At 63.0% G+C, this 13,811-nt stretch carries 14 protein-coding genes; 2 read left to right on the top strand and 12 right to left on the bottom strand.

Annotated features, from left to right (window positions below):
• Position 1 precedes the first annotated feature (1 nt).
• The 6 genes from dxr to K3163_RS05630 all read right to left on the bottom strand — a co-directional run bounded on the left by dxr (position 2) and on the right by K3163_RS05630 (position 4,616).
• Positions 2–1,153, bottom strand: a complete 1,152-nt coding sequence (gene dxr / locus K3163_RS05655) for a 1-deoxy-D-xylulose-5-phosphate reductoisomerase (protein ID WP_221553452.1) — start codon at positions 1,151–1,153, stop codon at positions 2–4.
• On the bottom strand, positions 1,150–1,851 hold the full coding sequence (locus K3163_RS05650; protein ID WP_221553451.1) for a phosphatidate cytidylyltransferase: 702 nt from the start codon (positions 1,849–1,851) through the stop codon (positions 1,150–1,152). Before K3163_RS05650 ends, dxr begins: the two co-directional genes overlap by 4 nt.
• Positions 1,838–2,521, bottom strand: a complete 684-nt coding sequence (uppS, locus tag K3163_RS05645; protein WP_221428824.1) for a polyprenyl diphosphate synthase — start codon at positions 2,519–2,521, stop codon at positions 1,838–1,840. The genes K3163_RS05650 and uppS overlap by 14 nt, the downstream gene beginning before the upstream one ends.
• A gap of 24 nt (positions 2,522–2,545) precedes the next feature.
• Entirely contained in the window at positions 2,546–3,103 is a 558-nt protein-coding gene (gene frr, locus K3163_RS05640; protein ID WP_221428825.1) for a ribosome recycling factor, read from the bottom strand.
• 29 nt (positions 3,104–3,132) lie between these two features.
• A complete protein-coding gene (gene pyrH, locus K3163_RS05635) occupies positions 3,133–3,858 on the bottom strand; it encodes a UMP kinase (protein ID WP_221428826.1) in 726 nt (241 codons plus the stop codon).
• Positions 3,859–3,935: 77 nt separating this feature from the next.
• Entirely contained in the window at positions 3,936–4,616 is a 681-nt protein-coding gene (locus K3163_RS05630) for a class I SAM-dependent methyltransferase (RefSeq protein ID WP_221553450.1), read from the bottom strand.
• Positions 4,617–4,944: 328 nt separating this feature from the next.
• On the opposite strand from K3163_RS05630, the gene K3163_RS05625 reads away from it, so the two are divergent.
• Positions 4,945–5,955 (top strand): hypothetical protein, encoded by a 1,011-nt coding sequence (locus K3163_RS05625; RefSeq protein WP_221553449.1) that lies wholly within the window; start codon positions 4,945–4,947, stop codon positions 5,953–5,955.
• Between the two features lie 59 nt (positions 5,956–6,014).
• Here K3163_RS05625 and tsf read toward each other — a convergent pair whose 3' ends face one another.
• Positions 6,015–6,941, bottom strand: a complete 927-nt coding sequence (gene tsf / locus K3163_RS05620) for a translation elongation factor Ts (RefSeq protein ID WP_221553448.1) — start codon at positions 6,939–6,941, stop codon at positions 6,015–6,017.
• A gap of 118 nt (positions 6,942–7,059) precedes the next feature.
• A complete protein-coding gene (gene rpsB / locus K3163_RS05615; protein WP_221428830.1) occupies positions 7,060–7,809 on the bottom strand; it encodes a 30S ribosomal protein S2 in 750 nt (249 codons plus the stop codon).
• Between the two features lie 348 nt (positions 7,810–8,157).
• Here rpsB and K3163_RS05610 point away from each other — a divergent pair, with 348 nt between their 5' ends.
• Entirely contained in the window at positions 8,158–8,409 is a 252-nt protein-coding gene (locus K3163_RS05610; protein WP_221553447.1) for a hypothetical protein, read from the top strand.
• Here K3163_RS05610 and K3163_RS05605 read toward each other — a convergent pair.
• From K3163_RS05605 to K3163_RS05590, 4 genes are all read right to left on the bottom strand, one after another.
• Complete coding sequence (locus K3163_RS05605) at positions 8,378–9,217, bottom strand: CDP-alcohol phosphatidyltransferase family protein (protein ID WP_221428832.1); 840 nt, start codon at positions 9,215–9,217, stop codon at positions 8,378–8,380. The genes K3163_RS05610 and K3163_RS05605 overlap by 32 nt on opposite strands.
• Positions 9,214–9,963, bottom strand: a complete 750-nt coding sequence (locus K3163_RS05600) for a phosphatidylserine decarboxylase (protein WP_221553446.1) — start codon at positions 9,961–9,963, stop codon at positions 9,214–9,216. Before K3163_RS05600 ends, K3163_RS05605 begins: the two co-directional genes overlap by 4 nt.
• Before the next feature lie 40 nt (positions 9,964–10,003).
• Positions 10,004–11,146, bottom strand: coding sequence for a beta-ketoacyl-ACP synthase III (locus K3163_RS05595; protein WP_221553445.1), 1,143 nt, complete (start codon positions 11,144–11,146; stop codon positions 10,004–10,006).
• A 90-nt stretch (positions 11,147–11,236) separates the two neighbouring features.
• Positions 11,237–13,780 (bottom strand): TonB-dependent receptor, encoded by a 2,544-nt coding sequence (locus K3163_RS05590; protein WP_221553444.1) that lies wholly within the window; start codon positions 13,778–13,780, stop codon positions 11,237–11,239.
• Positions 13,781–13,811: the final 31 nt, after the last annotated feature.

Genomic DNA, 13,811 nt, shown 5'->3' with positions numbered 1-13,811 from the left:
GTCAGGCTGTCTCCATAATCGCGTTGGCGCGCATGCGTGCATCCTCATCAACGCGCAGGACCTCTTCAAGGGTCCGCGGCGCGGGCGGAAGCGAATTTTCCGACAGGACGCTTTCCACCATTAGCGCAATGCGGCTGAATTTAATCTTACCGGCGAGGAATGCGGCCACGGCCACTTCGTTGGCAGCGTTAAGCACAGCAGGAGCCGCCCCGCCCGCTTCGGCTGCTTCGCGCGCGAGGCGCGTTGCCGGGAAGCGGGCTTCGTCCGGCTTGAAGAAGGTAAGCTCGCCGATCTCGGCAAGGTCGAGCGGTGCCATCGGCGTGTCCATGCGCGCAGGCCAGGCAAGGCACGAGGCGATCGGCACGCGCATGTCGGAAGGGCCGAGCTGCGCGAGCGTCGATCCGTCGCGATATTCGACCATCGAATGGATCACGCTTTGAGGGTGGACCACGATGCGGATGCGGTCGAGCCCGACCGGAAAGAGGTGATGGGCCTCGATCAGTTCGAGCCCCTTGTTGAACATTGTCGCGCTGTCGACGCTGATCTTCGCGCCCATGTCCCAGTTCGGATGGGCGATAGCCTGCTCGGGAGTGACCGCATTGAGGTCCTCGACCAGCCGCAGCGGACCGCCGCTTGCCGTCAGAGTGATCGTGCGCACCTCTTCCATCCTGCCGCCCTGCAGGCACTGGAAGATCGCATTGTGCTCGCTATCGACGGGAAGCAGGGTCGCGCCGTGCTTCGCGACCGCGGCGGTCATCACCTCGCCTGCAGACACCAGCGCTTCCTTGTTGGCCAGCGCTATCGTGGTCCCCTGCTCGATCGCCGCCATGACCGGTCCGAGGCCGGCGCAACCCACGATGGCTGCCATGACGATATCGACCGGCCTTGCCGCCGCTTCGCAAAGCGCCGCGCGCCCGGCGGCAGGTTCCACATCCGATCCGGCAAGCGCCTGCTTCAGTTCCTCGTAGCGCGCTTCGTCCGCGATCACGGCAGTCTCCGCCCCGAATTCGCGTGCGAGCTTGGCCAGTTCCTCGACATTGGAGTGCGCGGTAAGCGCGGTAACGCGCCAGTCGGAAGGGTTGCGGCGTACCAGATCGAGGGTTGATGCGCCGACCGAACCGGTAGCGCCCAGAATGGTGATCGAGCGTGTCATGCGCCGCCCAGCACTGCACCGGCGATAAGCGCCACGGGGATCATGCCGTCGGTCCGATCGAAGAAGCCGCCGTGCCCCGGGATGAGGTTCGAACTGTCCTTCACCCCCGCCTTGCGCTTGAGCCAGCTTTCGAGGAAATCGCCCGCCTGTGCGGCAGTGGCGAGTACAGCGCCTATCCCCACGATCATGCCGATTTCGGCCGGTTCGAAGCCAAGAGTATTCGCTCCGCTGATCTGGCGCGCCGCGAAATAGATGAAGATGGCCAGCCAGCTGCTGGCACCCACGATACCGCCGAGAAGGCCCGCCCAGGTTTTCGACGGACTGATCGCAGGTGCGATTTTCGGCCCGCCGATAGTGCGTCCGAAGAAGTAGGCGAAGGTGTCGACGGCAATGACCGTTCCCACCACCCCGACAATCATCGCGGTCGGCAGCTGGGTCAGGAAGACACCCGCAAGAACTATGTAAGCCGTGCCTGCAGCGATCGCGATAATGCGCGTCGCCATGCCCTGCGTCGCCTTGAGCACCAGCAGCACGAACTCGATCAGCGTCACCGTGACAACTGCGCCTATAAAGATGTCCAGCCAGATGCCTCCGGCCACGAGCGCGGCTATCGAGACGGCAAGCATTACCGCAGCGGACATCAGCCGCATGGGCAGGTCCGCATTCTTCGATTTCACCGCTGCATCACCTGCCGCCAAAGCGTCTCTCCCTACCCGCGAACTGGTCCAGCGCATCCTGCAGGTGCGCGGGCGTAAAGTCGGGCCATAGCACGTCGGTGAAGATCATTTCCGCATAGGCGCATTGCCACAAGAGGAAATTGGACAGCCGCACCTCCCCGCTCGTGCGGATTAGGAGGTCTAGCGGTGGCAGGCCGGCCGAATAGAGATTGGCCTCGATGCTCTCTTGCGTAATCTCGCCGGCCTCGGCCGCCAGCCGTGCAGCCTGGACGATCTCGGCCTGCGCCCCGTAGTTGAGCGCAACCGCGAGCGTGCGCGAGCCCTTCGATGTCTGCTCTAGTGCATCTTCGAGCATTTCGACGATATCGGGCGCGAGACCGCGCCAGTCGCCGAGGATGTGCAGCTTCACGTCATTGGCGATGAATTCGGGCAGGTCCGATTTGATGAACTTGCGCATCAGGTTCATCAGATCGTCGACCTCTTCGTCAGGCCGCTTCCAGTTTTCGCTGCTGAAGGCGTAGAGCGTCAGGCACTCGATCGGCGTGTCCTTGAGGCTGCGCACGAGTTCGCGAACCGCCTCCACGCCCTTGCGGTGGCCCATGGCGCGCGGCAGGTGCTTGCGCTTCGCCCAGCGCCCGTTGCCATCCATGATGATGGCAACATGGCGGGCTTCCTGGGTCGTATCCGTCATGCCTGCAAGGCCCCCGAGCGCCGCTTACTGGCTCAGGATTTCCTGCTGCTTCTTGGCCACGGCTTCGTCTGCTTCGGCGACGTGGGCGTCGGTCATCTTCTGGACTTCGCCTTCCATGCGCTTCTGCTCGTCTTCCGAGATTTCCTTCTTCTTCTCGTCTTCCTTCAGAGCTTCCATGCCGTCACGGCGAACGTTGCGGATCGCGATCTTGGCCTTTTCGCCGTATTCGCTAGCGACCTTCGCAAGGTCCTTGCGGCGCTCTTCGGTGAGGTCCGGCATCGGCAGGCGCACGTTCTGCCCGTCGATCATCGGGTTGAGGCCGAGATTGGCCTTGGCAATCCCCTTCTCGACCGCGGTCACATTGGCCTTGTCCCACACCTGCACGCTCAGCATGCGGGGCTCGGGCGCCGAAACGGTGGCGACCTGGTTCAGCGGCATCATCGAGCCGTAGACTTCGACCACGACCGGATCGAGCAGGCTGGTGTTGGCGCGGCCCGTGCGCAGGCCCGAAAGATCGCCCCTCAGGCTATCGACTGCGCCCTTCATGCGGCGTTCGATGTCGGCTTTGTCGTACTTGGCCATGGTTGGCTTCCTCGTCCTGTCTTTCGTTCTTAAGCGGTGTGATCGGTCACGACGGTCTGCACGCCCTCGTTCGAGAGCACGCGCGCCAGATTGCCCTTCTCGCGGATCGAGAAGACCACGATCGGAATGTCGTTGTCGCGGCACAGCGCAACGGCGCTTGCGTCCATGACCTTGAGGTTGTCTGCCAGCACCTTGCCGTAACTCACGGTTTCATAGCGCTTGGCGTCCTGGTTCTTCTTCGGGTCGCTGTCATAGACACCATCGACGCTGGTGCCCTTGAGTAGCGCGTCGCACTTCATTTCGGCGGCACGCAGCGCAGCGCCGCTGTCGGTGGTGAAGTACGGTGCGCCGACACCGGCAGCGAAGATGACGATGCGTCCCTTTTCGAGGTGGCGCTCGGCGCGGCGGCGGATCACCGGCTCGCATACCTGGTCCATCTGCACCGCGCTCTGCACGCGGGTCTCGACACCGATCTGCTCGAGCGCGCTCTGCATCGCGAGTGCGTTCATCACCGTAGCAAGCATGCCCATGTAGTCGGCCTGCGCGCGGTCCATGCCTTGTGCTGCACCGGCCATGCCGCGGAAGATGTTGCCACCGCCGATGACAAGGCAGATCTCGAGGCCGGTTTCCTTGGCCGCCTTCACTTCCTTGGCGAGCTCCAGCACGAAGGCCGGATCGATCCCGAACTGCTGGTCCCCCATCAACACCTCGCCCGAGAGTTTCAGAAGGACGCGGTTCATCTTGGGGAGGGTCATGCGGGAGATTCTCTTTCCAGTAGGTTTGCGCGGCCTTAGTGCCCTACTGCCGCGCTGCCAAGGGGCGCATCTCGCGCTCAGCCCGTTACGCGGACTGCGCAATGCCAGCTGGTGTGCTTGATACCCTTGGGCAGGGGCATCAACCGGTCACGTGCGAAACGCGATCCGAACCGGATATCGCCAAGTTCCATTCCGTGCCGCGCGGCGAGCTGTCCGAAGGTGACCGGGTCGAGCCAGCAGGTATGTTCGGGATTGTTGGCCACGATCCCTCCCTTCACACCCGACTTGACCACGTTGCGCCAGTACCAGGGGTTGGGCGTAGAGACGACCAGCACGCCTCCCGCCCTCAGGTTGCGCTTCACGCTGCGCAGGAAGCCACCGAGGTCTTCGAGATGCTCGACGAGGTCGCCGGCCACAATGACATCGAAATCCTGCTCGAAATCGAAATTCTGCGCATCGCCATGGCTGATATCGAAGCCTCGCGCCTGCAGGAATTCGACACCCGACTTGCTCAGATCCAGTCCCTTGAGAGACTTGGCCTTCTCGGCCAGCGCCTTGTGCAGCCAGTAGGGGCTGCGGTAATTTTCGGGATCATGCTCGACGCAGCCGACATCGAGCACATCGCGTCCTTCGGCATAGCGAATGGCGTAGGCGATCTTGTGATCGTCCCATGCGATACCCTCACCAAACAGCGCCGCATCTGCAGTGATCGCGGTTTCGGACAGCTTGGAGGGATCGGTGACGAAGTTTTCGGCCATGCGTGAGGAAATCCACCGGAGTGATCTGGCCTCTCGCGATAACCGCGCGAGCTTGATCTGAAAAGGACAAGGCTCCGGAGCGACCTCCGAGGGTCCAGATTTTGTTCGGCCTGATAATTGCGTGTAAGGTTTGGCCATCCCGGCAGATTTCTGGGAGGCGCAAGTTTTGGCTGGATCGCGTATATTCGGACCCGCTCGATCGCCGCCGGTGGTTACCTACCGGTCGTCTCCGCACGGGCGACAGAGGGCTGGAAAGCCCAGCGCGCGAGACAGTCGCCATCTGACCCTCAATATCGCCGGTTTCCTGACACCGGCCGCAGCAATCACAGTGGGATTCTTCGCCTACACCTTGAGCGACCGGCTCTCGGAAGAGCCCCATCTCCGAAAGGACGCAGAAACGGAAAAGTCGCTAAGTGATCCTCAAAGTCCCACCTCCCGGACCGAAATGAACCCGAGGCAGGTCACGCTACCTGCAGTAAGCCTGGCCCCGGAAGAACCGGCCAAGGCGAGCTTCGCGAGCGTCCAAGGCGCACCGATAGCGGCGCAAGGATCGAAAAAGCGCGATGACTGGAGACCGGCGACGCTGGAGCCGTCGACACCCCGGATCGCCACGAGACCACCCCAAGAAGCGCCAGCAAGCAGATTAGAAACGCAGGCGGACGCTATCATGCGACCGCTCGATCCCCCGATCTTCTCGGGAATCCAAACCGGTCCGTCGCTTGCCAATGGTAAGCTCGCCAAGGAATCCTTCGGCCCCAATGCGGCATTTGGCGGCACCGATGCCGCACCATTGGAAGATATGCAGATCGAGATCGTCATCGAACCCGAGGGGAATTCTGAAGAAGCCGAGCCCTCAAGCTCGCGCTACGTCCGCCGCGACTATTCGCGCACTGTGCATGTTGCAGGGGTGCGGAGGGATATCCCCATCGCGAAAAGCGAAATGATCCGCGCACAAGAGCTGCGCGACTCTTATCGTGACGGCATTCCTGCAGTCCGAGAGGTTCGTAAAAAGATGGAGGCGTTGAAGAACGCCCATCCGCGCGGCGCTTTGGCGAAGAACGGAATTCCCGGACAGCCGACGGGAATACACACGGAAAACGCGATGACCGGCAAGGTTGCGCAGGAAGCCGTCATCCTGGTCGAGGACGAACTGGCCTGGGTCCAGCTCGGCGCTTTACTGGAAATCGTCCAGCGCGGCATCGCTCCCGAAGAATACACCTCACTGGCAAGCTCTTCGGCCGCAGGAGCATTCGTCAGTCCATCGATGCTTCGCGATGCAGGTATCGATGCAGTTTACGATGCCTCGACACAGCAATTGGCGCTGGCAGCGACCGGCTGAACGAAAAAGGCCGCCGGAGCGAACTCCGGCGGCCCATTTTCTTGAGAAGCGAAGAGCGCTTAGCCGGCGACGGCTGCGGCGACTTCTGCTGCGAAATCGCTCTCTTCCTTCTCGATGCCTTCGCCGAGCTGGAAGCGGACGTAGTCCACCAGTTCGACCTTGGCACCGACTTCCTTGGCAGCCTGCTCGACGACCTGTGCGATCGGCGTCTTGTTGTCGATCACGTAGATCTGGCTGAGCAGAGCGTTTTCCTTGGCGTACTTGTTGATCGCGCCTTCGACCATCTTTTCCTGGACGTTTTCGGGCTTGCCGCTTTCGGCAGCCTTTTCCTGGGCGATGGCACGCTCGCGAGCGATTACGCCGGCATCGAGGCCTTCAGCGGTCAGCGCCTGCGGGAAAGCAGCGGCGATGTGCATGCCGAGCTTCTTGCCGAGGTCTTCGAGCTTGGCCTTGTCGCCTTCGCTTTCGAGAGCGACGAGAACGCCGATCTTGCCGAGGTCGGGAGCGACAGCATTGTGCATGTAGGGCACGATCACGCCGTTGGTGACCGAAACGGTCTTCATGCGGCGGATCTGCTGGTTCTCGCCGATGGTGGCGACGTTGTCGGTCAGCTTCTCGGCGACGGTGCCGCCTTCGGGGTAGCCGGCAGCCTTGAGGGCTTCGACGTCGTCACCGTCCACGCCGAGCGCGACAGTGGTGGTCTTGCGGACGAAGTCCTGGAACTTGTCGTTCTTCGCAACGAAGTCCGTTTCCGAGTTCACTTCGACGGCCACGCCCTTGGTGCCTTCGACGGCGAGGCCGACGAGGCCTTCTGCAGCGGTACGGCTCGACTTCTTCTGGGCGGTGGCGAGGCCCTTGGCACGCAGAGCGTCGACAGCGGCTTCGATATCGCCGTTGGATGCTTCGAGAGCCTTCTTGGCGTCCATCATGCCCGCGCCGGTCTTCTCGCGCAGGGCCTTTACGTCAGCGGCAGTGAATGCAGCCATGGTAATTTCCTTCTTGGTATCTTGAATGCGTAGGCACCGGGCCTGCTGTGGTCAGCGGCCCGGCGCGTAGCCTCGTAATGTGACGGGCGCATGGCGCGCCCGCCGGAACGATTGGGCCTTAGGCCGCAGCTTCCTCGGGCGGATTTTCCATCGCGCCGACGTCTGCGCCGCTGTCGGTCACGCCTTCGCCCTTGCCCGAACGGGCCGCTTCGCCAACGGCGTCACAGTAGAGCTTGATGGCGCGGGCAGCGTCGTCATTGCCCGGGATCGGGAATGCGATGCCGTTCGGATCGACATTGGTGTCGAGGATCGCGACCACCGGGATGCCAAGCACGTTGGCTTCCTTGATGGCGAGGTCTTCCTTGTTGGCGTCGACCACGAACATGATGTCCGGGATGCCGCCCATGTCGCGGATGCCGCCGAGCGAAAGCTCGAGCTTGTCACGCTCGCGCGTCAGCTGGAGGACTTCCTTCTTGGTCAGGCCGCCGGTGTCGCCCGAGAGCTGCTCTTCGAGCGTCTTGAGGCGCTTGATCGACTGCGAGATCGTCTTCCAGTTGGTGAGCATGCCGCCCAGCCAGCGGTGGTTGACGAAGTGCTGGCCCGAAGCGAGCGCTGCTTCGCGGATCGGGTCCTGCGCCTGGCGCTTGGTGCCGACGAACAGCACCTTTCCGCCCGAACGTGCGGTCTGGCTGATGAAGTCGAGAGCGCGCGCGAAGAGCGGCACGGACTGCGACAGGTCGATGATGTGGATGCCGTTGCGCGCGCCGAAGATGTACGGCTTCATGCGCGGGTTCCAACGGTGGGTCTGGTGGCCGAAGTGTGCGCCGGCCTCGATCAGCTGCTGCATGGTGACGGTAGGAGCCGCCATGGTCATTTCCTTTCCGGTTGTACCTCTGGAAGGCTGGAACCCGTGATGCGGAGCTTCCCGCGATCGGGCACCGGTATGAGCGCCTTCCATGTGGATTTGCCCGCCCTTCGAAATGGCCCGAATTGGCCGATTCTGTGGCGAACGGCGCGCACATAGTGGCCTTTTCCGGAGAAATCCAGACTCAATTCACCGACAAAAAAGGGAATCCGGCCGCAAAAAGGGCTTGACACACCGGAACAAAACGAGAACATTGTTCTCATCGCCGGAACACCCGGTGGGCATTAGGGGTTTTCCCGTAAATTTACCCCGGCTGTCAACAGCCTTGTGCACAGGCAGGCGGGTAAGGAGATGATCGAGATGTTCGCACTGTTCCTCATTGCCGTCTTCACCCTCGCCACGCTGACGGCGGTCGGAGTGCTTGCCGACAGCGGGCTGCGGTGGTGGTCCGCTTTCGGCATGCTGCGGCAGCGCATGAACCGCGGCTACGCAAGCGCCCCCGTCGGCCAGCGTCCGGTGATCCTTCAGGAATGCAGCCTGGGCTTCGCGCGTGCCCCCCGCGCCCGCCAGGTTATTCGGCGCTCGACGCAGCGCGCCGCCTGACCTTCGCATAGCGGAGCAGCGTGAACGGCAGCAGGGCAAGGTAGCCGATCCCGATCACGCTCAGCGTCCACCAGGGCTCGACGAGCAGCGCTGCAAACAGCAGCCCCACGAAAGCAAGCACCCACAAGCGAATGCCGCGCCGCGGACGCAGCGACGTCCAGCTTGGCGTCGCCATGCTCGAGATCATCAACAGCGCCACGGCAATCAGCCAAGGACCGACCAGCTCCGGTGCGCGGAAAATGTCGAGGTCGGTCGCAGCCCAGAGGTAGTAGGGCATGAATGCCAGCCCTGCCCCCATCGGCGCGGGCACGCCGGTAAGGAAGCCGAGCGACTTGTGCGGCTGCTCCTGCATGTCGATCTGGGCATTGAAACGGGCAAGGCGCAGCGCGCAGCAGATCGCGAGCGCAAGGGCAGCGAACCAGCCGAGGCGCGGCTCTGCCGAAAGCGACCAGAGATAAATAATGATTGCCGGAGCGGTGCCGAAGCTCAGCGAATCCGCCAAGCTGTCGAGTTCGGCGCCGAAGCGCGACTGGGCATTGAGTGCGCGGGCAATCCGCCCATCCATTCCGTCGAGCAGGCCAGCGACAATGATCGCCACCGCGGCCGCAGCCCATTGTTCCGAAATCGCGAACCGGATGCCGGTGAGGCCCGAACACAGGGCCGCCGCAGTAATCGCATTGGGCGCCATTGCGCGCAGCGACAGACCGCGCGACTTGCCCATGACCGGCTTTTCATCCTCGGCCGACTTGGGCCCAAGCCGCGCGCGCTCTTCGTACTGGCGATGCGGATCGGCATCCTGCGTACTCATTGCGAAACTCCCTCGAGCAACGGCTGCGATCCGATCTTTGCGATGACGGTCTCTCCTGCGATAACCTTCTGGCCCAGCATGACTTTCGAACCGGTGCCGCGCGGCAGGTAAACATCCACGCGGCTTCCGAAACGGATCATGCCCACACGCTGTCCAACGCCCAGCGTATCGCCCGGTTTCACGAACGGCACGATGCGACGCGCAATCAGTCCCGCGATCTGGGCGAAACCGACCTTCACGCCGTCCGAACGCTCGATGAGGATGAGCTGGCGCTCGTTGTCTTCGCTGGCCTTGTCGAGATCGGCATTGATGAACTTGCCCGGGATGTAGACGAGACGGCGGACCATTCCCGAGATGGGCGTGCGGTTGATGTGGACGTCGAAGATCGAAAGGACGATCGAAACGCGCGTCACAGGCCCGGGAGCCAGCCCCTCGGTCCCGCTGCCATCGTCAACGACGAGTTCGTGCGGTGCATCGACTTCGGTAATCTGGGCCACGGTTCCGTCGGCGGGCGAGACGATAAAACGCTCGTCCTGCGGCACGACACGATCGGGATCGCGGAAAAACGCGAGAATGCCGAGCGAAAGGAAAGCCATCGGCCAGGCGAGCGTCTCCCACGCGAACAGCGCGAAAAGCAGCGAAAGCCCGAAAGCGGCGATGCCGAACTTGCGCCCTTCCGGATGGATGCGCGGCAGGGTCGAGAAGACTTCGCCCCGCCCCTGACTGTCGAGTAGGTCACCTGCCATGCCGCGGGCTTACGCGCTCGATTCGCCCCTCACAAGCCGTTCAGGCCGTCTTGCGCACGAAAACCGTACCTGCAGAGTACCCGGCACCGAAGCTGCAGATCAGCCCGACATCGCCTTCGGCGAGGTCCTCGCTGTGCAGGTGGAAGGCGATGATTGAGCCCGCGCTCGAGGTGTTGCCATAGGTGTCCAGCACCGTCGGACTCTCGTCCTCGTTCGCCTCGTGGCCGAGCACGCGGTGAGCGATCAGGCGGTTCATACCGGTATTGGCCTGATGCAGCCAAAGGCGGCGCAGGCCCTGCGGATCTAGATCGAGCCGCTCGGCCTCGTCCACGATCATCTGCGCGACCATCGGCACCACTTCCTTGAAGACCTTGCGACCTTCCTGAACGAAGAGCTTGTCGGGTCCGCCCGCATCTTCCGGATAGGCGCGGTTGAGGAAGCCGAAGTTGTTGCGGATGTTGTTCGAGAACACTGTCTTGAGCTTGGTCCCGAGGATGTCCCAGTGTTCCGCCGGAGCGACCGCTTCGTCCTCGACCAACACCGCGGTCGCGACATCGCCGAAGATGAAATGGCTGTCGCGGTCGCGCCAGTTTAGGTGGCCGCTGGTAATCTCGGGGCTGACGACCAGCACGCTCTTGGCGTTGCCGGCGCGGATGTAGTCCGCTGCAGTCTGGATGCCGAAGGTGGCGGACGAGCAAGCGACATTCATGTCAAAGCCGAAACCGTCGATGCCCAGCTCCTGCTGGATCTCGATCGCCATCGCCGGATAGGGGCGCTCCATGTTCGATGCGGCGCACAGGACCGCGTCGACATCCTTCGGATCGCGGCCGGCACGTTCGAGCGCCTGCCTCGCGGCCTTCACGCCGATCTCGGCCAGGATCGAAAGCTCGTCGTTAGAGCGCGCGGGCCAGCGCGGGGCCATGACTTCGGGATCGAGCACCGGCTCCTTCGCCATGACGTGGCGCGCCTTGATGCCGCTCGCCTTCTCGATGAATTCGACCGAGCTTTCGGACAGCGGTTCCATCTCGCCTGCCTCGATTGCCGCCGCATTCTCTGCGTTGTGGCGGCGCACATATTCATTGAAGCTGGCGACAAGCTCTTCGTTGGTGATGCTCTCTTCCGGCGTGAAAAGGCCGGTGGAGGAAATGACGGGGCGACCTGTCAGTTGTGCTGTATCGTTCATGGCGCCTGCCTAGTCGCAGCCCTCGCACTAGGCAATAAAAAGGGCCGCCTGCCGTCGGCGAGCGGCCCCTCTGTCAGGTCGGGCGATGCCTTAGAAGGCGCCGCGCAGGGTGATGCCGTAGCTCCGCGGTTCCTGGATGAAGGCCGAGCGCGAGCCCGAACGCAGCACCGTGTTGAACGTCACCGCACGGGTGATCTGGTTCGTCAGGTTGTTGGCGAAGACTTCCAGCGCCCAGCTGTCGTCCTGCGCACCGATACCGGCGCGCAGGTTGATCTTGGCATTGCTGTCCTGGACATCGAACGGCACCGGAATGGCCGCCGCGAGGTTCGAGGGATCCACCGCCTGCGTCGACGTACGGCGATCATCTTCCATGCGGATCTGGCCGGTCAGGAAGAAGTCGAGGTAGTTGCCGAGGTCCCTCTCGTAGGTCGCGCCCATGATGGCCACGATGTCCGGCGCGTTCGTCAGCGAATTGCCGCACAGCGCCAGCACGTTCGGCGAGGTCTGGTCACCTGCGCAATCGTCGGGATAACGCGCGTTCATCGCGGTCAGGCCGCCGTTGAAGGTGAGGTTGGCCGACGGACGCCACACGGTCTCGATCTCGACACCGGTGGTCAGTGCGCGCGGCACGTTGAAGGTGGTGAATTGCGCACCGGTGAATTCAAGGACCTGGAAGTCGCTGAACTCCTCGTGGAACACGGCCACGTTGAGGGTCAGCGCGTCATCGAGAGCCTGCGCCTTCAGACCTGCTTCGTAGGCATCGACCTCTTCCGAGGCGAAGCGCGGGTCGGCACCGCCGGCCGCTGCCGTTGAATCGAGGTTGAAGCCGCCGGCCTTGTAGCCGTGCGTGAAGCTTGCGTAGACGTTCACCGGAGCATCGAATTCATAGGCGATCTTGCCGGTGTAGATGAGCTCGTTGTCCTCGAAGGTATCCGCGAATGTCCGCGGCAGGGGGAATACCGCCGCTGCCGGAAGGTCCGCAGGTGCGGTGAAGGCGAAACAACCCGTTCCGAAGATCGTGTTGATCAGCGGAGCGGGCACCGCACCAGCACCGATCGCACCGAGGATGGCCGGGCACAGGGTGTTGCTGTTGTTACCCTGTGCGAAGGCACCATCCTTGCTTTCGTCCGAATAGCGGAGGCCAAGCGTCAGCTTCAGCCCGTCTGCCACCTCGAGCGTATTGTGCGTGAACACCGACCAGCTGGTGCTGTTCTGCGAATAGAGGTTGGTGTTGGTCGTGCCAGCCGGATCGATGCCGCCCGAGAAGACGGTGAGCGGGTTCGGGCCGAGCGCACCTCCGGTGGGACCGAACAGCAGCGCGCCGATGAGCTCGCCGTAGTCTTCGCCCAGCTCGAAGCTTGCCGCCTGCGCGATATCTTCCTCGGCATAGTAGCCGCCGACCAGCCATTCGAGACGGCCGTCCCACGCATCGCCCTGGATGCGCAGTTCGTGCGTCATCGTCTCGATCTCCGTCACGTTGCTAGTGACATTGAACACGTCGATGCCGGAGAAATCGGAATCGTATGCTTCGAGGGCGTTATATTCGCGGTAGCTGCCGATGTAGACGATGTCGGCGCTGTCTCCGAGCGGGATCTCGATTTCGCCGGTGACACCCCACTGGTCGACCTCGGTGATCGGTTCGAAGTTGACCGATGCGATACGCGAATCAACGGCAGCCTGACCTGTCGTCCGGTCGAACGGGCTCGTCGCAACCTCAGGCCCCGACATGCCGCCGCGCGCGCCAAGGCCTACTAGACCGAACAGGCCGGCAGTCTCGACGGGCGACTGCAGCACTTCGAGCGCCGCGCCGAAGGGAGCGGTGCTTTCAGTGTAGTCGCCGATGATGCGGCCGCGGATGCCACCCTCGGTCTCGAAACCGAGCTGGCCGCGGATGAGGTACTGGTCGGCGCCGTTGGATTCGCCAATCTCTGCACCGGTTGCATCCTGCAGCGTGATGTAACCGTCACGCTCGCGATAGGCACCCGTCAGACGCAGCGCGAGAGTGTTCTCGACCAGCGGCGCGTTGATCGCGCCCTGGACGCTGAGAAGGTTGCGATTGCCATAGGTTGCGTTCGCGAAGCCGCCGAACTCGTTGAGGTCGGGGCGGTTGTTGGTGATGTTGAGGGCGCCGGCCGAGGTGTTGCGGCCGAACAGCGTGCCCTGAGGTCCGCGCAGGACTTCGACGCGCTCGACATCGACGAACTCGGAAAGGGCAACACCCGGACGCGACTGGTAAGCGCCGTCGATGAAGATACCGACCGCGCTTTCGAAGCCGATGTTGTTCGAGGTGGTACCCACGCCGCGGATACGCAGCACGACGGAGCCGGAAGCCAGCTGGGCATTCGAGGTCGAGAAGCTGGGGGCGACCTGCGTGATTTCCTGGACGTTGACGACGCCCTGGCGCTCCAGCGTCTCCGCGCCGACTGCGGTCACGGCCAGCGGAACTTCCTGGATGTCCTGCGCACGGCGGGTTGCCGTCACGATAATCGTCTGCGCACCCGTAGTCTCTTCAACCGTGGTTTCCTGGCCTTCTTCACCGGCCTGCGGCGTTTCCTCGGCCTCTTGCGCCAAGGCTACGCCGGGCACCGAAAGACCGATCGCGAGCGCGCTGCTCGCCAGCAGAAACTTCCTCATATTCTCTCTCTCCCACACGGCGCCTCGATGG

Source organism: Qipengyuania xiapuensis (assembly GCF_019711395.1).
Classification (GTDB): Bacteria; Pseudomonadota; Alphaproteobacteria; order Sphingomonadales; family Sphingomonadaceae; genus Qipengyuania; species Qipengyuania xiapuensis.
Note: the sequence above shows the minus strand (reverse complement) of the source record. Positions and strands in the feature narration are given on the sequence as shown.

Bases quoted from the DNA above. Each gene is read 5' to 3' on its own strand.
- K3163_RS05590 (WP_221553444.1), bottom strand. From the start codon at position 13,780: ATGAGGAAGTTTCTGCTGGCGAGCAGCGCGCTCGCGATCGGTCTTTCG.
- frr (WP_221428825.1), bottom strand. From the start codon at position 3,103: ATGGCCAAGTACGACAAAGCCGACATCGAACGCCGCATGAAGGGCGCA.
- pyrH (WP_221428826.1), bottom strand. From the start codon at position 3,858: ATGACCCTCCCCAAGATGAACCGCGTCCTTCTGAAACTCTCGGGCGAG.
- tsf (WP_221553448.1), bottom strand. From the start codon at position 6,941: ATGGCTGCATTCACTGCCGCTGACGTAAAGGCCCTGCGCGAGAAGACC.
- K3163_RS05600 (WP_221553446.1), bottom strand. From the start codon at position 9,963: ATGGCAGGTGACCTACTCGACAGTCAGGGGCGGGGCGAAGTCTTCTCG.
- rpsB (WP_221428830.1), bottom strand. From the start codon at position 7,809: ATGGCGGCTCCTACCGTCACCATGCAGCAGCTGATCGAGGCCGGCGCA.
- K3163_RS05595 (WP_221553445.1), bottom strand. From the start codon at position 11,146: ATGAACGATACAGCACAACTGACAGGTCGCCCCGTCATTTCCTCCACC.
- K3163_RS05605 (WP_221428832.1), bottom strand. From the start codon at position 9,217: ATGAGTACGCAGGATGCCGATCCGCATCGCCAGTACGAAGAGCGCGCG.
- K3163_RS05630 (WP_221553450.1), bottom strand. From the start codon at position 4,616: ATGGCCGAAAACTTCGTCACCGATCCCTCCAAGCTGTCCGAAACCGCG.
- K3163_RS05610 (WP_221553447.1), top strand. From the start codon at position 8,158: ATGATCGAGATGTTCGCACTGTTCCTCATTGCCGTCTTCACCCTCGCC.
- dxr (WP_221553452.1), bottom strand. From the start codon at position 1,153: ATGACACGCTCGATCACCATTCTGGGCGCTACCGGTTCGGTCGGCGCA.
- uppS (WP_221428824.1), bottom strand. From the start codon at position 2,521: ATGACGGATACGACCCAGGAAGCCCGCCATGTTGCCATCATCATGGAT.